At 33.3% G+C, this 22,433-nt stretch carries 24 protein-coding genes and 1 rRNA gene; 5 read left to right on the top strand and 20 right to left on the bottom strand.

The genetic code is table 11. The features are described 5' to 3' along the window. Positions 1-78: 78 nt before the first annotated feature. From EJ01_RS10560 to EJ01_RS10555, 3 genes are all read right to left on the bottom strand, one after another. Complete coding sequence (locus tag EJ01_RS10560) at positions 79-453, bottom strand: DUF2769 domain-containing protein (protein WP_052376076.1); 375 nt, start codon at positions 451-453, stop codon at positions 79-81. Between the two features lie 25 nt (positions 454-478). Further along, on the bottom strand, positions 479-637 hold the full coding sequence (locus EJ01_RS16995; RefSeq protein ID WP_084689203.1) for a rubredoxin: 159 nt from the start codon (positions 635-637) through the stop codon (positions 479-481). Between the two features lie 243 nt (positions 638-880). Continuing rightward, positions 881-1,330: a hypothetical protein gene (locus EJ01_RS10555; protein WP_048083009.1), complete on the bottom strand. Its 450-nt coding sequence runs from the start codon at positions 1,328-1,330 to the stop codon at positions 881-883. Between the two features lie 630 nt (positions 1,331-1,960). Here EJ01_RS10555 and EJ01_RS10550 point away from each other — a divergent pair. Beyond that, complete coding sequence (locus EJ01_RS10550) at positions 1,961-2,665, top strand: S24/S26 family peptidase (protein ID WP_048083010.1); 705 nt, start codon at positions 1,961-1,963, stop codon at positions 2,663-2,665. Between the two features lie 59 nt (positions 2,666-2,724). Here the strand turns inward: EJ01_RS10550 and EJ01_RS10545 are convergent, their stop codons facing one another. Continuing rightward, on the bottom strand, positions 2,725-3,030 hold the full coding sequence (locus tag EJ01_RS10545; RefSeq protein ID WP_048083011.1) for a hypothetical protein: 306 nt from the start codon (positions 3,028-3,030) through the stop codon (positions 2,725-2,727). Between the two features lie 42 nt (positions 3,031-3,072). Further along, positions 3,073-3,438: a hypothetical protein gene (locus tag EJ01_RS10540; RefSeq protein ID WP_048083012.1), complete on the bottom strand. Its 366-nt coding sequence runs from the start codon at positions 3,436-3,438 to the stop codon at positions 3,073-3,075. 769 nt (positions 3,439-4,207) lie between these two features. Between EJ01_RS10540 and EJ01_RS10535 the strand changes: the two genes are divergently transcribed. The 3 genes from EJ01_RS10535 to EJ01_RS16585 all read left to right on the top strand — a co-directional run bounded on the left by EJ01_RS10535 (position 4,208) and on the right by EJ01_RS16585 (position 7,366). Next, positions 4,208-4,684, top strand: coding sequence for a MarR family winged helix-turn-helix transcriptional regulator (locus tag EJ01_RS10535; protein ID WP_048083013.1), 477 nt, complete (start codon positions 4,208-4,210; stop codon positions 4,682-4,684). Between the two features lie 2 nt (positions 4,685-4,686). Beyond that, complete coding sequence (locus EJ01_RS10530) at positions 4,687-6,147, top strand: MATE family efflux transporter (RefSeq protein ID WP_048083014.1); 1,461 nt, start codon at positions 4,687-4,689, stop codon at positions 6,145-6,147. A gap of 370 nt (positions 6,148-6,517) precedes the next feature. Continuing rightward, the gene (locus tag EJ01_RS16585; protein ID WP_052376074.1) at positions 6,518-7,366 is read left to right on the top strand and encodes a transglutaminase-like domain-containing protein; all 849 of its coding nucleotides are present in this window, start codon (positions 6,518-6,520) and stop codon (positions 7,364-7,366) included. A 126-nt stretch (positions 7,367-7,492) separates the two neighbouring features. On the opposite strand, the gene EJ01_RS10520 is transcribed toward EJ01_RS16585, so the two are convergent. From EJ01_RS10520 to EJ01_RS10485, 8 genes are all read right to left on the bottom strand, one after another. Then, positions 7,493-8,713, bottom strand: a complete 1,221-nt coding sequence (locus EJ01_RS10520; protein WP_245611198.1) for an AAA family ATPase — start codon at positions 8,711-8,713, stop codon at positions 7,493-7,495. A gap of 539 nt (positions 8,714-9,252) precedes the next feature. Further along, complete coding sequence (locus EJ01_RS10515) at positions 9,253-9,738, bottom strand: hypothetical protein (protein ID WP_048083015.1); 486 nt, start codon at positions 9,736-9,738, stop codon at positions 9,253-9,255. A gap of 264 nt (positions 9,739-10,002) precedes the next feature. Then, positions 10,003-10,536: a hypothetical protein gene (locus tag EJ01_RS10510; protein ID WP_048083061.1), complete on the bottom strand. Its 534-nt coding sequence runs from the start codon at positions 10,534-10,536 to the stop codon at positions 10,003-10,005. 439 nt (positions 10,537-10,975) lie between these two features. Continuing rightward, positions 10,976-11,383, bottom strand: coding sequence for a hypothetical protein (locus tag EJ01_RS10505; protein WP_048083016.1), 408 nt, complete (start codon positions 11,381-11,383; stop codon positions 10,976-10,978). A 79-nt stretch (positions 11,384-11,462) separates the two neighbouring features. Next, entirely contained in the window at positions 11,463-11,762 is a 300-nt protein-coding gene (locus EJ01_RS10500) for a hypothetical protein (RefSeq protein ID WP_048083017.1), read from the bottom strand. A gap of 1,151 nt (positions 11,763-12,913) precedes the next feature. Further along, a complete protein-coding gene (locus EJ01_RS10495) occupies positions 12,914-13,387 on the bottom strand; it encodes a hypothetical protein (RefSeq protein WP_157197669.1) in 474 nt (157 codons plus the stop codon). Positions 13,388-13,822: 435 nt separating this feature from the next. Then, positions 13,823-15,337, bottom strand: coding sequence for an MBL fold metallo-hydrolase (locus tag EJ01_RS10490; protein WP_048083019.1), 1,515 nt, complete (start codon positions 15,335-15,337; stop codon positions 13,823-13,825). Between the two features lie 72 nt (positions 15,338-15,409). After that, positions 15,410-16,537: a GHMP family kinase ATP-binding protein gene (locus EJ01_RS10485; protein WP_048083020.1), complete on the bottom strand. Its 1,128-nt coding sequence runs from the start codon at positions 16,535-16,537 to the stop codon at positions 15,410-15,412. A 423-nt stretch (positions 16,538-16,960) separates the two neighbouring features. Here EJ01_RS10485 and EJ01_RS10480 point away from each other — a divergent pair, with 423 nt between their 5' ends. Continuing rightward, entirely contained in the window at positions 16,961-17,914 is a 954-nt protein-coding gene (locus EJ01_RS10480; RefSeq protein WP_048083021.1) for a flavodoxin domain-containing protein, read from the top strand. Here the strand turns inward: EJ01_RS10480 and EJ01_RS16580 are convergent. The 7 genes from EJ01_RS16580 to rrf all read right to left on the bottom strand — a co-directional run bounded on the left by EJ01_RS16580 (position 17,901) and on the right by rrf (position 22,236). After that, positions 17,901-18,686: an alpha/beta fold hydrolase gene (locus EJ01_RS16580; protein ID WP_052376072.1), complete on the bottom strand. Its 786-nt coding sequence runs from the start codon at positions 18,684-18,686 to the stop codon at positions 17,901-17,903. The genes EJ01_RS10480 and EJ01_RS16580 overlap by 14 nt on opposite strands. Positions 18,687-19,146: 460 nt before the next feature. Next, on the bottom strand, positions 19,147-19,608 hold the full coding sequence (locus EJ01_RS16575; protein ID WP_169740461.1) for a metallophosphoesterase family protein: 462 nt from the start codon (positions 19,606-19,608) through the stop codon (positions 19,147-19,149). Continuing rightward, positions 19,557-19,784, bottom strand: coding sequence for a hypothetical protein (locus EJ01_RS10465; RefSeq protein ID WP_048083022.1), 228 nt, complete (start codon positions 19,782-19,784; stop codon positions 19,557-19,559). The genes EJ01_RS16575 and EJ01_RS10465 overlap by 52 nt, the downstream gene beginning before the upstream one ends. A gap of 111 nt (positions 19,785-19,895) precedes the next feature. Then, positions 19,896-20,039, bottom strand: coding sequence for a hypothetical protein (locus EJ01_RS16990; protein ID WP_084689201.1), 144 nt, complete (start codon positions 20,037-20,039; stop codon positions 19,896-19,898). Positions 20,040-20,098: 59 nt separating this feature from the next. Next, entirely contained in the window at positions 20,099-20,683 is a 585-nt protein-coding gene (locus tag EJ01_RS10460) for a hypothetical protein (RefSeq protein ID WP_048083023.1), read from the bottom strand. Between the two features lie 56 nt (positions 20,684-20,739). Beyond that, positions 20,740-21,687 carry an ADP-ribosylglycohydrolase family protein gene (locus tag EJ01_RS10455; protein WP_048083024.1) on the bottom strand — a complete coding sequence of 316 codons (948 nt, stop codon included), beginning with the start codon at positions 21,685-21,687 and terminating at the stop codon, positions 20,740-20,742. Between the two features lie 430 nt (positions 21,688-22,117). Then, positions 22,118-22,236 (bottom strand): 5S ribosomal RNA (gene rrf, locus EJ01_RS10450). Positions 22,237-22,433 lie beyond the last annotated feature (197 nt).

Genomic DNA, 22,433 nt, shown 5'->3' with positions numbered 1-22,433 from the left:
TCATATAAAATTAGACTGAGTAAATTAAGTCTTTATTTTTATTATTTAAAAAGTTAAAAAATGTTTTTATTTATAAAATCAATCAGTACGTCGGTAATAGTGCCTCAGAGTCTCTGCAACCCTTTCTTCATCAAAATTTTCCCCACCCAAACAGCAGGAAGTTGATGATCCGTCCAGGCAAAAGTAAAGCGTAGGAGTTCCTGTTTCCAGATCGTTTTCTGCATAAATAGGGCAGTTTCTACATAAACATTCTTCTTTCCGGTCCAGATCAGGGCAATGTTCTATTCCTGAGGCACAATGCAGCGCAGGAAACTCTTTAGGTTCAATCAGCGAAGAACCCAGCGCCCCCTCTTGAAGAAGTATCGCTTTATCATGTACACACTGGCTTTTTTGTACTTTACACTCAAGACAGCGGCATTTTTCAATATTTTCCACATTAAATTCGATTTCCATATTACCCACCAAAAAATTTCAAATGTTATTCTAAAGGCTTAAACAGGAATTTTCCGGCTCGACATTTAGGGCATTTCCACCCTTCAGGTAAATCTTCAAAGGGTGTACCCGGCGGAATATTAGAACGTTCATCTCCTTTCTCTGGATCGTATATATAACCACAAACAATACATTGATATTTCATGGATTAACCTCCCTGTGCTTTTATCCTCAAAATCTATGATTTTGTAGGCTCCAAACACTTTGTGTTTAATGATATTTTGTTTTTCATTCCATAAATTTTTAGCTATATCTTAAAAGAGTTATATCCATTTGAAGCATATGCTGTTTTTAAATCAATGATTATAGACTTCCTAAATAAATATTTCAAAAATAGGTAAAAAAATAATTAAATTTAATTAAAAACAGAATGATGGAAAATTTCCCGTTATTTACCATTAATTATTTCATTAACAGCGCCGTTAATTTCTTTATTCTGCATTAAGATATTAGCGGCAGTTTGAATATCTTTATCCTGCATTAATTTATTGATTTCATCTTGAACGCCCTTATTTTGTAGTAAGCTGTGTATCTGAGATCTAACATTCTTGTTCTGCAGAATATCTGCAATTAAATTCTGAACATCACTATTTTTGACTATATCTGTTATCTGCAGATTATCCTGCTGCATGAAATCAGCTTTTAACTTATTGATATCATTAGATATGTCTGGACTTGCATTTTGAATCTGAGTAAATGTGTTTTTAATTTCACTGTACACACTTGGATTCATATTTTGGATTTGATGCTTTATTGTGGCGTTACCTGAGTCAGCCGCATATACTGGAACTGATCCAATAATTACTGCCAGAAGGCAAAGTGTTACGATTTTGTTCATCGAGTATCACCCCGTGCTTTAGATGTAACTTGAAATCGTTGCCCCATTATATTGTCCTGATTATAAAAATACTTTTCCATATCTGCAACATTTACAATTAAGCTTATTAAACTAGTTAAATACAAATTAAATACTCATTTAACCTGTTTTATACAATTATAACTCCATATTAATTTATATAAATGTCATAATAAATTAAATTAAAACTTTTTAGACTCACCACTATAACATTAATTTGTGCTTCAATTAACACGAAATAACTTCCCTTTCATCCAATAATGAGTTAAAATGCAGTTTTTAACATGTATAATTGCCTAATACCAAATTAATTACTAAAATTAAAGGTAAAACTTGTGTTATCAAAATTAGCATGTCTAAAACATTCATAAAAATTATATCAAGCCCCTACTTTTTATTCTCAAAAAGAGCTTAAAATTCAGCTTTTCTATATTAAAGATAGAAAAACACGATATTTTTACTTAATATCTGCTGATTCCAATTTTAATGCAAATCAAAACATATAAATAAAAAGATTAAAAGACTTTTTTGTTCCAATAAACACTCATCTAAAGTGAATCAACAAGTCATGCCTAGACATATTTTATAACACTATCAATTGGCGGTGAAGAATTGAAATCAAAAACAGCGATAATAATAGGGGCAATTATATTCATTATAGCTGCAGCTTCAGCAGCTACTTTTTTATCTGGACAATCCACCGATACCACCATAAACTCATCAAACCAGCAGCAATCAGAACCCATAGTACAGAATGAAATAGGTATAACTGTAAAAACCGACGGGAAAAACGTAACAGTTCAAGCAACATCGGTTCCTGCAGATGTCCAGGTGCCATCCAAAATGATTACAGAAATGAAAAATAAAGCATACAATGACATTCAAAGCTATTCCAGTACTTCCAGCAGCTTAAAATCAGACATGCAAACTATTGCAAAGAAATATAATTTTACTGCAAATGTTACCTTAACTTCACAATTTGGAACTAATCAACTGCCATTTTTAGCAATTGTAAGTGGAACTTCCATGATTCCAACCTTAAAAGATGGCCAGGAAGTTATAGCTCTCAAAACAAAAAATATCAAAGTAGGAGATATAGTAATATCCAGACACCCTACCTACGGCCTTATAGTAAAAAGAGTGGCCACCATAGAAAACAGTAAAGTGTATTTGAAAAGTGACAACAGGGAAATATCCAACTACATCAAAGAAACAACACTTTCTGATGGAGTAGTAGAAATTTCAAACATTACAAAGACTCCACTTGATACATGGCGTTCCATAAGTGACATAGTGGGAGTAGTGAAATTTTACTAAATTTAAATTAAAATAAATAAGACTGATTACCAAAATCAGTCCTTAAAGTTTTTTTTGTTTTATATCTCAATATCAATAGCAGATTTAGGCAACCAGACCTCTTCGTTGCCCACTTTCATCAATATTGCTTTTTTAGTTTCTTTTTTGATTATACCAACAACTTCGCTGGACAATCCTTTATTGGTGGCAAGCCATTCAGGCAGCTTAACAACCGCCGTTTCCCCCTCTTCTTCAGGTTTTAGCTGGCCGCTTTGAATTTCCCTTGCAATGTATAGATCTTTAAGGTCTATTTTGATAGTTTCCCCTTTTTTGATGTCCTTTAATGCAACTATTGTCCCATCTTTTTTTAAAAATGCATCTGACAAAAAAATCACCTGTAGTATTTTTAAATATTCTTGATTTGAATTTTATTTACCATCAACACGAGCAGGAGGCTCCTCATCAATATCAAGGGAAGAAACATTACCCCATTCTCTAATCCTCTCACATATCAATTCTTCAAACTGTTTAGGGCTTAATCCTAGCTCTTTTGCACGATCTCGTATAGCTTTAGGTTCATGGGCCTTGTGTTTTATGTAATAAGCAGCAAATCTTGAAACATATTTTTCAAGCTTTTCTTCACTTGAAGCTTCTATTATTTCGGCCGTATCATCAGAAAGCATGTTTAGATCCTTAAGTGGAATTCTTAAGGGCATAAATTTAATTACAATATCTCCAGTATGTTTATCAAAGACTATGCTGTCTATACCTGCTTTTAATCCTTTTAAAACCATAATACCACCCGTTTAATTAGTTTAAAAAATAAATTAAAATTTTAAAGCCCTCGAAAATCTACGATTTTCAAAGTCCCAAAAAACCTGTGGTTTTTTGAGGATAATAAAATTAAATATGTTTCTATTGTATTTAATACTATTGATTTAAAATTAAGCCTAATTTAGCTTTATTTTTGTATATACTTCCAAAAAAGAAATAAAAATCTAAAATAAACTTATAAATTGATGATAAAAGGACAATAGTTGTTTTAATCCTTTATTTTTTTGACAGTTATAGGCAGATCTGTAAGGTAAAACCATTGAAATAAAGCCATTTTTGTTGCACCTGCAATTGTTGCATGAACAACATATTTATATACCATGAAAACAGAATAGGATATGCAGATGTTAATAATAAATCTTTTTTTATTTATATTTAAAAGACTTTAAAACTATTATTAATGATATTACAGTTTTTTATAACTATTTATAGAGAATACATGCTCTTAAAATACTGCAAACATGATTTAGCAGGTATGCCAATTTTTAGAGCTAATTTAAACTCAAATTAAATATTGAAGTGAATTTTACATTGCATCACACTAAAAAACTACTAGAAAACACTCCCGCTGACAACCTTTTAGAAAAAGCCGTCGAAAAATTGAAAATTTTTCGGGCGTGCAAAAAAAATAATTTTTTTTGCAGTTGCAAATCAAAGATTTGCAAACGTTAAAAATCATAGATTTTTAACAGGTTGATCAAAACCTCAAAATATAACAAGGAGCTAAATATGCATCACGCTAAAAAACTACTAGAAAACACTCCCGAAGATATTCCACTCGGAGTATTCATATCCATAATACACAGAACCCGCATAATACATTTAAACAACGAAATGAAAGATTTAGAACTTACTGCAGGTCAGGTACCGTTCCTCATTCATTTATCACACAAAGAAGGCATAACACAGGACGATCTCGCAGTTCATTTACACATCGACAAGGGAACAGTTGCCCGCGCTTTAAAAAAGCTGGAAGACAATGGATTTATATACCGCGAGATAAATCCGCAAAACCGTCGGAAATATCTTCTTTTTTTAACTGAAAAGGGAAGACAAATAGTACCTAAAATTCATCAAATTGATAATGAATGGGAAAAATCAGTCTGCTTCGACTTATCAGATACAGAATACTCCCACCTAATTAAGACATTACAAACACTGGCTACAAAAAGCCTTGAAAAAGTACATAAAAATGGTGAAAAATAAAAATGAACTTAGATAAATCTCAAAAAGATGATAACATAAATAAACGTATCTCTTTAATTACTGGAAATCCAAAAAAAGCAATCCGCAGCCTGGCCATGCCAATGATAATATCCATGTTACTTATGATGGCATATAACCTGGCCGACAGTATATGGGTTGCAGGGCTTGGCTCAAATGCACTTGCTGCATTAGGTTTCATTACACCCGTGTTCATGATCATTGTAGGTATAGGCAATGGTCTGGGGGCAGGTGCAACATCATTAATTGCAAGATGCATAGGTGCAGAGAATAAAAAAGGTGCTGACAATGCGGCCATACACTCTTTAATCATGACACTCATAGTTGCCGCTGTTTTAACCATAGCCATACTGATCTCTCTTCCAGAGATTCTTACAGTTATGGGGGCTGGTGAATCCCTTAGCCTTGCAGTCCAGTACGGGCAAATAGTATTTGGAGGGCTAATATTTTTAATCCTTTCAAGTGTTGCTTCAGGTATCCTGAGGGCTGAAGGAGATGTTAAAAGAGCAACATATGCAATGGCTGCAACCGCAATCCTGAATATAATTTTAGATCCAATATTCATTTACTCCCGTGGAATGGGAGTTGCAGGGGCTGCATGGGCAACAGTAATATCTTCGAGTGTCTCATCGGCGCTAATAATTTACTGGCTTGTCCTGAAACGCGACACTTATGTATCTTTGTCCATGGAGGACTTCAAAACAAATTTCAGAGTCATAAAAGATATTTTAGGGGTTGGAATGCCTGCAAGTGCTGAGTTCCTTATAATGTCCATTCTCGGTATAATTTTAAACATTATACTAGTCACAACTGGAGGAACAGATGCAGTCGCAGTGTACACTGCAGGCTGGAGAGTAGTGAACATTGCTATGATACCCGCCATAGGAATAGGTACTGCAGCAATAACAGTTGCCGGTGCTGCATATGGAGCTAAAAAATATGGAAATGTTTCTACTGCACTTAATTACTCTGTAAAATTAGGTATTTCCATTGCAGCAGTTACCAGCATAATTACATATGTATTTGCACCAAATATTTCAGGTATTTTCGCATATTCATCCCAGAGTGCATTCCTTGCGCCATCAATAGCCTCTTTCCTGCAGGTAATGTGTCTGTTCTACATCATAGTCCCTCTCGGGATTACCGCAAGCTCAATATTCCAGGCCATGGGAAAAGGGACAACTTCATTAATCCTGACCATAATTAGAGAAGTCGCATTTATTTCTGTATTTGCGTACTTATTCGCTTTCGTCCTTGGTATTGGATCGCAGGGCGTATGGTGGGGAATTGTAGTTGGAGGAGCATGCGGATGTATACTGGCTTACATATGGGCACACACATATGTAAACAGGCTTAAAAGGAACTACAACGGGGAAAAATCCACAGATAGAAGATTTAAACTGGAAACCAAAACAAAAACACCTCGAGTTCCTCAAAAGGAGTAATTAATCCTTTCTTTTTTAATTTTTTGAAAATACCCATTAAATCATTCAATTTCTAAATTTTTTTATTTTCATCCAGCATATCGATGCAGTTATTTTGGTATAAATAACAATTAGAACATATTAACTACTTCGTTTACCCTCTAAAATAATTTAAAATAAAAGGACTATTTTTAGCTGGCATCTATTTTTATCAAATTTTTATATCTTCTTTTAAGTTAGAAATCAATTTTCTAACTCCAATATACTCCTAAAAATTGATAATTCATTTTTTATACTATAATAATGTATTAATATTATTTAATAATATATTAATTAGTGAAAAGAGTAATTTTTATCCAGCCAGTATTTTCCAGCAGTATAAAGTGGTATTATGAGAATAAAAAAGGAACTATATATAATTTTTACATTTTTAATATCATTATCTCTAGTTTTTGGAAGCATATCCCATAATTTTGGGGAATTATCAAATATACATCCCGAAACATGGAATAAAAGCTGCAATAACAGTACAGGACAAGGAAATTTCACATTAGAACCAAATAACTCAACTAACCAGAGCATAACTCCAATTAACCAGACTATAATAAATGATACCTCACCAAAAAATCAAAGTATCGATGATATACTCTTTGACAGCATATCATTAAATCTATTTAAAGCAGGACTAAATCCAGACGTTATAGATGAAGCTGCTGGAGATTCAACAGGCATAAATAGAACTTTAAATCAAACTGGAGAATTACCTCCAATTAAAGTGAAGGTATCACTTGCAAAATGCCTTAAACCAACATCCACTGCCCAGTCAAATGATCCCCATATCAAGGCCCTGGCAGCAAAAATAACACAAGGTGCGACCACCAAATATGAAAAGGCGGTTCGGATATTTAACTGGGTAAGAGACAACCTGGACTATTCCTTTTATTATAATACAAAATATGGTGCTGTAAAAACCCTTAAAAATAAAGAAGGAAATTGTGTTGACCTTTCTCATCTTTTGGTGGCTCTTTCAAGGGCAGCAGGGATTCCTGCACGCTATGTCCATGTCACTGCAGAATTTGCAAGCGGCCGTGTCTGCGGACATGTTTTTGTCCAGGCCTACATCAAGGGTAAATGGTACAATATGGATGCAAGCAACAATATAAATGAGTTTAATGTTATCAATAATTGGTATAAAGTTACAGCGGCAATAAAAGGCATTTATACAAAACTGCCTTTTTAAAAGTGTGTTTTTGATCAAATTTTAAAAATCTATGATTTTTGAGGATTTTGAGGGTTTGAATGGAGTTTATACAATATTGCATTTAAAGTGTTTGACACCTTTAACAGCCCATTATATAAATTCAACCTAATATGTTCCATTTTCATTGTACGGTTTTAAAGCCCTTAGATATTCTTTAAATATTTTATCCCTAAGGTGGTACTTACCCCTCTCCTTTTTTATTATGAGATTTTTGTCCAGCATTGTTTTTAACCAGAATGAAGGTTCAGATTTTAAATTTAAGCCTTTTTTAATTTCTTTGTAGGATAAAACTTCTTTATCACTTTCTGCCATTAATCCAAGGATCTTTCTCTCTTCAGGGGTTGCCTTTTCATACATTCCCCTAAACTCTCTTTGGGCCAGCAGATTCAATGACCTTTTAAAAGAGACTTTGAATTCGCTAGTTTTAACTCTGCCATTTACAGCACCCATAAAACAGTTGTATGCTATAACCTGCATGTAATAGGGAATTCCTTCAGACAATTCATAAATTAAATCTATAACGCTTTCATCGAATTCTATGCCTTCATTTTCTGCAGGTATAACAATAGCCTCCTTTAATTCTTCTTTAGACAAATGCTTGAGTTCATACGGCTCGAATATCCTTACAGCAGAATCCAGGTGATCCTGTATCTGTGAAAATATATCATGAGCCCCTGTTGCAACGAACATTATGTTCATACCTTTAAGGTTGAGTTCCACCAGTGCATTCTGCAGTATACTTAAAACTTTGCTCGTACCATTGTCTGAAATTATTCTCTGGAGATCATCGAATAGGAGAATTAATACAGGATTTTCTCCTTTTAATTCAAGGTAAATTGTCTTCAAAATTTTTTCAAGGGCTACAGAAGGACTTGTAGCTGGTATCTCCCTTGAAACTGTAAATCCTCCCGCAAGGGGAATGTTAACTCCAAGTGAAGTGATACTATCCCAAAAGCGCCCCTCACTGATTTTAAGTGCATCAGCACACTTATCAATAATCAAAGTGTAAATATCATTAAAATCCCCTTCAACAAGAGGAACACGCACCGTATATACTCCCTCCACGTTATTTAACCGTTCTTCAAACTTGATTAATAAACAGGTTTTTCCAATACCTTTAGGGCCGTAAATAAGAATATGTCCTGCAGCTCCAGCCCTCGTAGATTCATAAATTTCCCTTAACTCATTAAGTTCATCCTTTCTACCTGTGAAATAAGAAGGGAAAATACCTGTTCTCTTTCTAAATGGATTCATACCGTTCACCATATCTTCCAAATGTAAAAATTCATAGAAATAACCTATGATCCCTATGTTTTCTATGTTCACAAAATCTTCGATTTTGTGACAGTAAAAAATTGGAAATTTTTTACATGTTTGTGAAATTTTCAATTTCACAACCGTAAAAATTCTGCGAATTTTTACATGTTTGAAAATCGTAGATTTTCAACCGTGAAAAAATCAAAGATTTTTGAGAGCTTTGCAACCGCGAACCTATAGTCTCCCAAAATCTTCAATTTCCAAACTAATTTACTAAATTTTCATGTTCCAATACCTAAAATCATTGAATTATTCTTCATATCTCCGGGCTAGAAAAAATAAAGCCATATGTAACCATTTTATAATATTAGAATCACTACAATACTTTCTAACTGGCATCGACCAGTGTTTTTTACATCAAACAACCCTCAAATTAACCCTTTAGAAATAAAACATATAGTTAGCCATATTTTCAGTTTCAAAAGGTCAGCAGCATAATATATCCTTATATTTAAAAGGTTAAGTGATTTAAGCAAGAGCATGTGAAAAGTAATAATCATTTACTGTCTAATAAATCAAAAAATAAAATAAAAAAAATAAGTTTCAGATTAAGTTATGGTTGAAACAATGTTTTTTACGGCCTTATCTATATGCTGCCGAAACCTTGACTGTTTACTTGAATCCCAGCCAGTATAAGCCCATGCCAGCACATAATAATATTTATCATTTTTAGAGAAGAAATAATAATCCTGAATATCCCCAGAATTACCATCAGTGGTCCAGAATGTCTCAACATTTATTCCATCCATTGTCTTGTTGTGTGTTTTCACCATAAAGGTTGTATTATCGATATGCAATGCCTGATCATGCTTAGCATCAAATTTCTGCTTGCTCATCTCCATTACCCGAATACGTGGATCACCATCCATCCAGATCACGGTACCCTCTCCAGGCATCCAGTGCAATTCCCACCCCTCAGGTATTGAAAAGTTAATATTATTTCCCGATTGTTTTTCCTGCTGTGTGTTACTGGTACAGCCAAAGGTAGATGTCACTACCAGAAGAATTCCTAAAACTAGAGCCCATTTTTTCATTTAACTCAAATTATATTATATTAATACCAAAATATATTATTTATGATATTAAAAAAATTAGATTTATGCAGTAACCATCTTTTCATATAATTACTCAAAAACAGGATTAAAAAAAGCATTAAATTTATTTAAATGAGCAAAATGAAGTCAAATTCAACTAATATGATTTAAAAATCGTAAAATAAAAAAAATAGTATTTAAAACACTATTTAAATTTAAAACTTTTGAGCCAAAAAGTTCCATTAATGATTTCAATATATGACATTAACTTTTCTTTTTATCCAGAGGATTCCCATTTTTAAGCAGAGCCAATGTAATTTCTTCAAATTCATCTAATAAACCTGGAGCTTCCTCTTTAAAACGATTAGAATGTGGGAGAGAAGATAATTCAGCCCCACTTGAGGCATAAGTGCTGTTAAACTCCCTATCCATAGTATCCAAATCTACCAATTTAGAGTAAATAGATTTAAGAGATTCTAAACAATTATTAAATGTGGAAACATCCACAATTTCCTTATCTTTAAATGTTATTGTAAGCAGAGAAGCATGTTTTCTCCACATGAAGTCATCCAGACATGGCATTGGCATTTTAATCAATCTTTTGGCAATGTCAATCTTTGACTCATCAATATTTTCTTCACTTTCATCAGATTTATTTAATTTATACCAGAATTCCTTAAGTGATTCCAGATTCCTTTCATTTTCAAGTAGTATTAAAGTACGGGTAGAATTAATTTTTCTTTTTCTAGCTTTTTTAGCCTTACGCCAGTCGCTTAACTCTCTGGAACCTAAACCCATAAAAACACCCACAATTGTTGTTATTATGGGAGTATAACTCATAATTTCAAACGTAAAAATCAACTCCAAATTTTTTAGTAAAAAAATAAAGCTAACACTTTATTTTTCAGCAATGCTGGACAAAATTTTTATTCAAATGACACGTTGCTCAGCTTAAATATTATAAATGCTTTATTTCAATCAGTATTAATTTAAAATGATTGATAAATTTAAATTAACATACAAATAAACAGATTTAATGTCATCTAAAATTATTAGTATTATATTCACTGCTTATTTTTAATTTCAAAATCAGTTCACTTCCACCACACAACATGTTATTACAACATAGATCAATAGTAGTATTTAAGTCTTACTACTTGAAATAATAAAATTAATACATATCCAATTTAACTTATTTAACTGATCACAAAAGTTATCCCGCCGAAAATTGCAGTATCTAAAAAAGAGTTAAAATAAATGGTAAACCTAAAAAAAGTGCCAGTGAAAGAACAATAATTGATATAACCGTTTTAAAACGTCTCTTTTTTTCCCCAGGATCATCCATTTCCCTTAATTCTCTATAAAGCAAAATAAAAGCGAAAAGAACAACTGTAACAAGGGAAAATGCCCAGCTGACATCCAGTATGTCCCCAAGATATGCATAATTTGGTTCTGCTGCTTGTTTAATATCACTAAGCACAAATACAACTGTAAACCCAACCGATACCATATTGGCCAGTAAAAAATATAATAAATTTCTGCTGTATTTATCATGGAATTTAACAAGCATTCTGGCAAATAAGGCATAAAATGTCAATGTTAATCCTGCCAAAGTTAATACAATATCTGGATTTAAATTGTACATAATCCCATCTGTAGCCTTGATTAAAGCTATAACTAACCATAAATATAAATTAATACGAAATATAAATTATTCAGACTTTTCAGTGTCTTTCTGCCTTAGCTTTAGTTTTATACATATTTAGCTGTATTTTAACCTGTTCAAGCTCAATTTCCCTTTTCTTTAGCTCCCTTTTAAGCAGGAAATTTTTTATCCACAGGTATACTGCCAGTACGAGGAGTATAAAGATAATGATCAATAGGATAGATATTGTGATTCCTGCTGCAAATGCCTGCCAGAAGAGCGAAAAACTATACACAATATAAAATATGGCAGCTAAAATTCCAATTACTAAAACAATGATTCCTGCAATCTTCAAAGTTTTCAAATGTTCATTATACATAAAATCACAGCATTTATGTTATAATTAACTGATAACAGAGTTAGTTTTAATTCCCAATACACTGCTTTTACATCAGACATTAAAACTTTCTAAAACCTTTTTTAAAAGGTCATTTTACTGGTTTTAATTAGGGAAATTCACATTATATTTATTAATTCTGCATCCTACTCAAATATTAACTATATTATACTATTGTAGTTTAAGACCTAAAATTATTACGGAAGTACACTAAGTATATCTCCAGCAATAGATCTTAGTGCTAAATCATACTACCCCCATTCAAGAATATATACAAACTACGTGATTTGCCTTTTACAGATATAATTTATTTTCAGCTTAAATTTAGAAATTTGAATTATGGTATACTTGCAACACAATTCAATAAATCTTAGAAACTACATGCATAGAATATAAACATATCTGTGCATTTAATCTCTTGCACATATCAAAAATTAATTTAATGGAGAAATATAAACCTGATTTTGATACACAGTATCATACTAGGGAGAAAAACTAAACATTACCTCTTCATTCGCTCCCTATTGCTTTTTGTAATATAAAAATGTGTCAGTACATATAATGATGATTTTTATCGAATAAAAATAAATTAAATCCTATTTTATCAATTTAAAGCGGATTTTATGGAAAATATCATGCAGGTATGTATTTGTTTACATGACCTACAATTACATCTATGAACGTAATGATATGTGCATATCAAAATAAATTTATGTAGAAAGTACAAATTTAATTTTGGCATTACGACACTGAGCGGGAATTGATATCAATTTTACCTCCATTCCCCTCATAATACTACTTTTTAATCCATCACTGATTATTCCCTGATTTATTTAATATAAATTGGAGTATAGGGAGTTCCATTCCAATAAACTTTTAATCATGCTGAATTACCAATATTGCTCATGTCTACAACATGTGCATGAAATGCTTCATGTTAAATTGTAATAGGAATTAAATGTGTAGTTTATATTTTTCCTGAAAATATTACATTAGAGACATGAGCATTAAACATAATTGGAGCTTATCTTTAACCGAATAGATACAGAATATCCACTTTTACCATCTCTGATTTTTCGATCTCAATAAGTAAATGGAAATTCTTCCCTAACTCCCAACACTTTTTCGATGACTTAACCAGTTATATTAAAACCACCACTTCGAATTATACCTATTAACTGTGCCATTTTACTTAGCATTGTATTGACATCGGTTAAAAGCTTGTCTAATGGTTGTCCAGTTGCATTTGTCTGTGTTAAATTAGTGGTGTCATTTAAAACTGGGGCCAGTAACTGTCCAATTATATCCCTTATGGTTGAACGATTTAAAGTCTGGTTTGTGGACTGATTAGTCACTGTTAAATTTGTACAGTTAAAAGTCTGATTTGATATTGGTCCTGTTATATTCAGTGTACAATTGGTCTCATTCCTTGGAGTTGCATTAGTGCAGTTTGGCGTTGCATTTATTTGAGGTATTATATAGCTGGTTGAGACCTGGCTTTTACTCTGATTTTGTTGCTCATTTGCTGTTACAGCTATACTGAAAACTGCAAATACAATAAGGAGCATTGAAATTGTCAGTATCAGTCGTTTTCTAATATTTTTCACCCCCCATTACATCAGTGAGTGTTAGAAAATATTTAACAATTCAAATAAGCATTTTAAACCATTACACAGAATTTAACATCTTAAAAAAACAGATTAAGATGCATATATCCATTTAAACTACACGATGATTTTAAATGCACTTATTATGTAATTGAATAACATTATTTTCTAACAATGTTATTATGTTATTACTTACTATATTAATATTATTATGAATACAAAAAAAGGATTTACTATCCAAATTTACAAACATATGCCTGGAAAAACTAATGAAAATAAAAAGTTAAAATATACTCCACTTACATATAAATTAAAAAACCGGTTTAGATGTTTTTAATAAATCAGTTAAGCTAAAAACATGTGAATACTAACAAAAATAAATGGCATTTTATCCTAAATCATACGGTGCCCAAAAAACTAATTTGAAAAAGCAGTTCAATATTTACATCTTTTTGGCAGATAATGGTAGATCTGCCCATAAATTTCTAGCTTATCTCCAGAAAGTAGTGAAACAGCTCCATGACCACTGCAAATTAAACAATTTTTATTTTTAATTGATAATTCTTCATTTAGTTTAGAAATAATCTTTAAAAGGGCTTTTCGTTCCGCTTTGGCCAGCCCCCTATCCACATTTACAGAAGTCATTAAATTTTTTGCAAGGAGGTTGTACTTCTTTCTATCTTCACTTAAACTATCAAAGTTAATTAAAGAATCTCCTGTAAAAATAATTCCTTCATCTGGACATGCTAAAAAAATCTGCCCATAAAGATGCCCACCTAAGCTTTCCAGTACTTCAAATTCCATATTTCCAACTTCAAAAGTGTTAACAACCGGAAAAGAACCCCTCATTTTAATTATATTTTCAGAAAAAATATTCAAATCTGTCGGAGAGTTAAATCTTGAAAACAGGTTAATTAATTTAGTATATACCTCTTCAAGGACACACCCTTCCACATTGGATCCGTAAGCCCTGTTAGCCTTCTCAATGATGTCCAATGTGCCCCTATGCAGGAATGATTTAACCCCATAAAAGCCTCCTGCACCGCAGTGGTCTGCATCTGCATGGGTCATATAGATACCTTTAAGATTTTTGAGTTCAATCCCACAGTGCTGGAATAATTTTAAAAAGTCATGGTAATAAATCCCATAACCTGAATCTACCATTACCACCTCTTCTGGAGCATTGATAACAAATATATTCCCCCCACATGGCGGCTGGAAGCAGTACAGCTGCGTATCCTGATTTAAATCTATCTTTTGAATATCGGCGTAGAAGCCGTCACCAGAAGTATCCTTTAATGTGTTTCCAGTAAGCAGAATACTTTCAAATACACGTTTAGGGTCTTCACCAAGGCGCGTGAGCTCCTGAACAATATGGTTAACGTCACCCAGCAGTTTAATTAAAAAATCGTCCTCAGTATTTCCAATTATCTCCCTTAACTTCTGGGCAAAAAATATGTAAAACACAGTATCGTCCAGTTTTTCACCTTTAGTATCATATTCAACGATTTCTAAGAGGTAACGCGACTTTAAATTATCCAGAAGGGCATCCACACTCGAAATTTTATCCAGAGTCAATGCAACCGTTAACTTATCGTGCCTGTTGCTTTTATCATCGAAGTCCAGAAATCCGATATTTGCACCTGCAGAAGTTATGCAATTTAAAAATTCAAATAAAGCTCCAGGAGAATGTGGAAGTGAGATATTAAACTTTAAATAATTTGCAGGTTTAAGTGTAGTTTGCAGATAGCCAATTTCGTCAAGTTTATCCATTATTTTCCTATATGATGACTCATCCGCAGTAATTTCAAAAAATACTGTGTTTGGATCAATTTTTCTATTGTAGTGAATCCTGTGGATGTTGCCGTTATAGTCCTTTGCTATCTCTGCGGCTTTATGTAAAGCACCTGGTTCGTTAGGCATTCTTGCTATAAAAGAAAATTTTTTCATTTCCATCACTATTGACCTATTCTATCTTTTAATTATCTTATTAAACTTCCAATACATTAAAATTATTCGTCTCTACAAGCTATTATTAATTTCATATCCTTTAGATCTGATTTTAAATGGGATTTCACGGTATATACCTTGAAGATCTCCGCGCAGGCTTTCTAAAGACTTAGGATCTGGGGAAAATAAAAGTACTCCCCCTCCACCTCCTGCACCTAACGGAAAAGCAGTACAGTTATGTGATTCAGCACGCTCCAGCAAATCCATGGAACCTGCCATATAATCTCTGCAGAGCTTTGTTCGTATTTCACGGTATTTTACCATGGAATCTAACACATGGCCCCATTTTTGCAGTCTCAAGCCTTCACGAAACCTGTAGGCCACTTCCATTTTTTTAAAGTGATGTTTATACCCATCTTCAGCCCGCAGGGCATTTCTCCATACAATGTTAACTTCAGTACTCAGTCGAGGGTGTCCCGAATGGAAAATAGCCATCCTTTCTTCTAACTTAGAATAGTCATGAGGAGTTATCAATTCAAACCGCATTGAAGAGCCGTATCCGGTGCCAGGGCGTCCAGGTATGCCCCATGGAAACCAGACATAATCAGTGACTCCCCCAAAAAGAACATTTGACTGCTCCTGAGTTCCAGTAAGACTTACTCCAAAATCCTGTTCAATACGGGAAGCCATAGCAATCAGCTGGATCTTACTAAAAGGCCGTCCTGCCAGCTCATTTGCAAGTATGCAAACACCTGTAGCTGCAGCAGATGATCCCCCAAGCCCTGAAGAATGCAGGCCTTCTTTTAAATTTTTCAAAACAAACATAACGCCTGAAAGATCGAATATTTCCAGTATTTTAAGCAGCCAGTTCTCTTTTACTGGAATAACCTCCCCATGTGATGCTGAAACTTCTGTTTTATATTCAACAGACTTAATGCCTATACGACCAGGATCAAATGGATGGGCCTCAACCCTTGTTCCAGTATCTATAGTTATACCCACAGTTCTTGGAAGGCTGCATGTCCATTTCACTGCGGGGTCATCCTGTTCAGGTATACTCGGTAGTTTCCAGAATGCCTGTTGAAATTCGCTTAAATCTAAACTGGATCCCGGACCATCAATTCTATGATAAGCAATAACTTCTGGCATAGCCTTCTTTTTCTCTGCTTCTTTTAGGGAATCATGGAGCTGAACAGTCATTAAAATCATCTCTTGCTTTTTTAAAGCATTTCCTTACATAAATATCCTTACTACTCTATAATTTTGCAGTTAAATATAATTAAATACATTGATTATAACAAGTATCCAGATAGGGAATTAACCCCCGTTTACATTTTTTAAAAAATAAGGGCATTTCAATTAATTATATAAAGCACAGGCCCAGTTACATTGCCATAAAAACAAATTATCTCAAGAAATTTAAGGATATATAAAACAATTTTGTGCTATTACCCTGTTTTTAGATTACAGCTGAGATATATTCCAATATGAATTTTACAAAAGAGTTTATTAAATTACCTCACATAATACTAAACAGAATACGTTTAACTGAATATTTTTCACTAACCCGGCAAAATCCAAAAAAATACTGCATATGATAAGATCATTGGGTAAGTGGTATAAATGCAAAAAACTCTTTTAATTTATGAAAGCAAATACGGGACTACAGAAAAAATAGCCAGATACCTGCAAATGGTACTGGGACCTGCTAAATACTGCAGGACAGGAGAATTTGAAGATTTATACAAAGATTTTGACTTTGTAGTTATAGGTTCTCCAGTATACAGCGGAAAACTGGAACCCCACATATACCAGTTTGTTGAAAATAACCTGGACTGGCTTAAAGAGAAACCAGTAGCCCTGTTTTGCACATGCCTGAATCCATCAGACGGGAATGAAAATCTAAATGACCTTGCAAAAACAATAGGTAACGTTGTTGATAAAAATGTCTTAGGGGGCGTATTAAAACAGGGTACATTGAATGAAGAAGATAAAAAAGCACTCCGATTGTTCAGCGAAAAAATAGGGTTTAAAATAGAAAATATTAACAGTTTTAACCTGGAGGAAGTTCTAAAATATGCCCTTGAACTTAAATTAATTAAAGATGACCTGATGCCTAAAGCGCCATCACCTAAAATCAAAAAGAAAGTAGAAAAGTTCTTAACAACCCATAATACCTGTACACTTTCCACTTCCTACAAAAACAGAGTAAGGTCAACACCAATAGAATACCTCTACAGCAACGGATTTATGTACTTTTTAAGTGAAGGGGGAGAAAAATTTTCCAATATCCCACTTAACAAAAATGTCTCCGTAGCAGTTTATGACGACTATACCTGCATGAACAGCCTTGCAGGCATGCAGATAACCGGTTCTGCACATATCATTCCAGATGATACAGATGAATATTATGATGTAATTAAAATGAAAGGTTTAAACGAGGATTTTATAAAAAATCTGCCGGTTAACATGAACATAATTAAAATAAAAATTAATAAGATCGAATTTTTATATTCAAAATTTAAAGAAATGGGCTTTGAGCCAAAACAGATCTATTTTTTTCCTAAACATCTTTAAGGAATTTTAAAATTAATTCCAGCAGAAACTGTAAATTTTCAGGTATAAGAACATTATGCCCCGTATTTTCAAGTATTATGAGTTTTGATCCATCTATAATTCTATGGACCTGCCTTGCTAGTTCATCTGGAATTAAAACATCTTCTTTTCCAGAAATTATTAAAGCTGGTTTTGAGATCACCGATATTTTGTCTTTAACATCAAATTCCATGCACGCATCAATGGTGTTGATCAACGATTCTACAGACTCTGTTTTAATTTTTTCTTCCCTAACCTGTTCAAGTTCTGCCCTATTCTCATTAATTAATTCAGGAGTTAAAACTAAAGGCAGTATCTCGTCAAAAAATGCCGCAAATCCCCCTTCAACCAGAGACTCCCTGAGCTTCAGGAAAGTTTCATTCAATTTAAGATCAACAAAGCTGAAACTGGACATCAACACTATTGATGAAACCATTTCGGGGTAATTAACTGCCAAATCCTGGACTACAGCCCCTCCCAAAGAAAAGCCTATGAAATGGGCCTTTTTTATGCTTAACTCATTAAGAAGAAAATATATATCCCTGCTGAACTGTTCAATGGAATAATGGCCCTTTGGTTTGCCTGAACTACCATGTCCCCTAAGATCTAAAGATACTGTCCTGTAATTTCTTGATAGTTGGGGAATTAAAGGGGCCCACAACCTCAAATCATCAGATAAGCCATGAATTAAAATTAAAGGGAATCCTTCACCCTTTTCAATGTAGTTAAGTTTAATACCGCTGATTTCTGGCATCAAATATCCTCCCGCTCCAATTAGTTTTATGTGCTTACAAACCATTTCTATTTATTTTAAAAAGATTTTATAAATAAAATTAGATGATAAAAATGTTATATTAATACAAAATACATAAATATTTCCAACACGTATAGAACTATTTAATACTAAATACATTCAAATAAGGTTAATACTAAAATATAACAAACTAAATTTAGGACTTGTCGCTTATGAGTCTTTTTTTAAAGTTGAATTAATCATAAAAGTTCACTTGATGTCTTTTTACATATAATTCTGGATGTATGAAAATATTTATGAATATAATCCAGTACATACGCTTCAAAATTCAAAAATAGTTTATTGAAGATATATATACTTTAATTTGAGTTGTACAACACAACAGAGAGGGAAATAACAGCCACGTTACCCCTGTCCCTCTCTGATTATTACTGGACTTCCACCAAATTTAGGTAAAAGTTTAATTATACATTACCAATTCATAATCAACTCCATGATCTGTCACATTAACTAAAATATAGTGGTAAAAATAGTTTTCAGTACTATTAACACCATTAGGAGGCTTACTTAGAGGAGATCCTGCACCTCCCGTTGTTATAAATGCCGTTTTGCCCCACACTCCATGGAAATAGCCGTGGATATGTGATGTGAAAAGTATGGTGACGTTGTACTCGTCAAAAAGATTATTGATGGTTTTTTCAGTGGTCGAGTTGCCTAAACTGAGACCTTTACCCGTAGAATTATACCGAGGGTCATACAGAGGAATATGCATAAATATAAATCGGTATTTGCAATTCTGGCTCCATCTAAGCTCGTTTTTCAGCCAGTTCATCTGAGTGTTGTTAACATCTGAGTTTGCATCATCCAGGACTATGAAGTAGCTGTTTTTTTCTGAAAATGAATAGTAAGGGTTTCCAAACACGTTAATATAATTAGACCCGCTGCCGCTTCCAGAAAGATCATGTTGCCAATATTAGTAAGTAAAGGTGCTTTTAACTGTTTTGCACCTTTAATTATAATTAATGCCTCTTCCTTTTCTAATTCCAAAAATAAACCATAGTCTGCATCTTCTCGATCCCCTTGAGATCTTGTAAGCAAATCAAAAAGTTCCTTTTTTAAACGGGCCTTAATATTAGTAAAACAAAAAGAGATTAAAATGCCCGCTGTTTTAGGTAAAACAAAAGACTAAAAAATTTTTAAAATAGAAATTTAACCAGATTTACTAAATTTCTGGTCCACATCATAAGAAGAGGAAGATTCAGGGTTTAAAGGGACCCTGTAACCACATGCCCTGCAAACCATGTAATCATCCTGAGGTAACATTACCATATCACATTCTGGACAGAACTTCATAGAGATACATTCTCAATTTTTTGTATATAAAGATTTACAAAATCAACCAGATCAATACACTATTTTGAAAATATAAGTATATTCACGACCTTTTCATTCTTTTTAAATTCATTAAGAGGCTCAATAATCTGTTTAAAGCCTTCATCCCCAAATAATTTCTTTATAAAGATTATCAAATATTTATTCCCTGCTTCAGCGGCTTCTTTAAGCTTGAATATATCAAATTCAATCTCACGAATGACACTAATATCTCCACTTGTTATATACTTAAATTCAAAAGCAAAATCTATGTAAATATCTCTAATATCAAAATTTAATAGGTCATCCAAGCGGCTTAATTCATTTTTATACTTATTGTAAAACTCTTCTTTAAAGACAGCTAAAGCATATTTTTCCTTGATGCCTTTTTTAATTTCAGGTTCAAAGCAATGCGTACCTGAGATATATTTCTCACCAGAAGCATTTTTCCTAATAAATCTCTTCCTAGTTGGATATTCAGAGTGAATCAAATTTTTAAACTCAGGATACAGCTTACAAAAGAATCTGTGGCGAAAATCATATTCATTAAAAAATTCATCTGAATTTTCCCGGAATTCATCAGCCAGGTCATTAACGGCCATTTCAACAATCCCTTCCAAACCCATATTTGACCCCCCTAAACCATTTTCAAAATAAAATACAACCGATTATTATTTATAATTTAAATCTTATTATAATTAGCGTTTATATTCCCAATTAATCTATCTGCAAATGACCGGATCAAATCACAGCAGGCCAACTTATTTTTCCAGCTTTCAGGAATCCCACTTTCTCCATAATAAGCACCTGCAATCTGGCCGTAGACTGCACCTGTTGTATCAGCATCGTCCCCTAAATTAACAGCCGTTAAAGCGCCTTCTTCAAAGTTACTGCTGTTATAGAAAGCCCATAATGCTGCTTCTAAGGATTTTACCACATAGCCGATTCCCAAGATTTCAGGGGGATTTTTATGCTTGAACGATCCGCATGCAATTTCATCAATTTCTGGAGCCAATTCATGTGCATCCCAGAAGCCAGAAACTGGGCAGTACCTGCAAGAGAGTATTTGCTCCTTTTTGTGACCTATCATTGCACCAATAATTATCCCTGCCATATATCTGCAGGCATCTACAGTTAAGATATGACCATGTGTTGTCCTTGAACTTTCCCCTGCATTAATAACTGCATATTCTGGACTTGAAAAATAGAAAATCGGAACTGGGGCTAAGCGCATTATAGAGCCGTTTCCAGCAGATCTTTCGTAGGTTGGACCACAGTAAGGTTCATATATCTCTTCAAATTTATGCAAAGCTTCTCTTGTGGTGTTTCCAATATCAAAACACCTGCCGTTGACGCTTAAATGCCCTTCACGGTACCATCTCGTGTACCTTTCAAGTTGATCCACCATGTCAAGTTCCTGCTTTTCGATCAAGCTTTCCGCCAGGCATAAAGCCATGCTGGTGTCGTCTGTCCATTCTCCAGGCTTTAAGTTGAATGAACCGCCACCGATCATATCTTCGACTGGTTCAAATGTTCCGGGAGATTTGAATTCCAGCGGCACGCCAAGTGCGTCACCTACAGCAAGGCCTATGAGAGACCCTCTGGCACGGTCGATGATTTGTTTATTCATATAAATCTACTTTAATTTTAAGGCCCATAAATCACTTTTGAATCAGTGTTTAAACAAAGTAAAAAAAGTAACCATGACATTTTAATTTCAAAGATTCGACAAAATCGAGTTACATTACTCTAAAAACAAATTATAAATTTCGCATGCCCTGAAAACAAATTTTCGATGGCAATATATTACTAACCACAAAACAAATAATATTATTTTATATATTTCATGATAATAAAATTTGATAATTTGTATCTGTAAAATTTTTGTTAAAAATCAGAATCTAAAAAAATAGTATAGTTTCTTGTTTTAATATTCATCATATTGTCGCGAGTGAACTTTTACAGTTACTCTCGTAAAATTATTAACTCAAACTAAAAATAGTATTAAAACTGTGTTAAAATCAAATTAAAAAAATAAACCAAAATGTAAGTATGAGAGTGGCCGGCAACGTTTTAAGCTTCCCATAAAAGACATTATAGTACCACTCAAAACGCAGGAGGACTTTACTTCTGGGATCGAAACGAGACCAGGTGTAACCCCTCCGCTATGGTCGCCGAACCATAATAATAATATAAAAAACGGACTATTTAAACTTTTCCATGCATACACTTCACCCAAACTGTAAACACCTAACCAGAACAAACAAAAAAATATAACCAATTAGACTAACAAATGCTAATGAAATCACACCAAATGGACGTTGGAAATAGCGGGCTGAACAACTCGGTCCGAAAACCTCGAAGCTTACACCCCTA

The sequence above is a fragment of the Methanobacterium veterum genome (genome assembly GCF_000745485.1).
Taxonomy (GTDB): Archaea; Methanobacteriota; Methanobacteria; order Methanobacteriales; family Methanobacteriaceae; genus Methanobacterium_D; species Methanobacterium_D veterum.
Note: the sequence above shows the minus strand (reverse complement) of the source record. Positions and strands in the feature narration are given on the sequence as shown.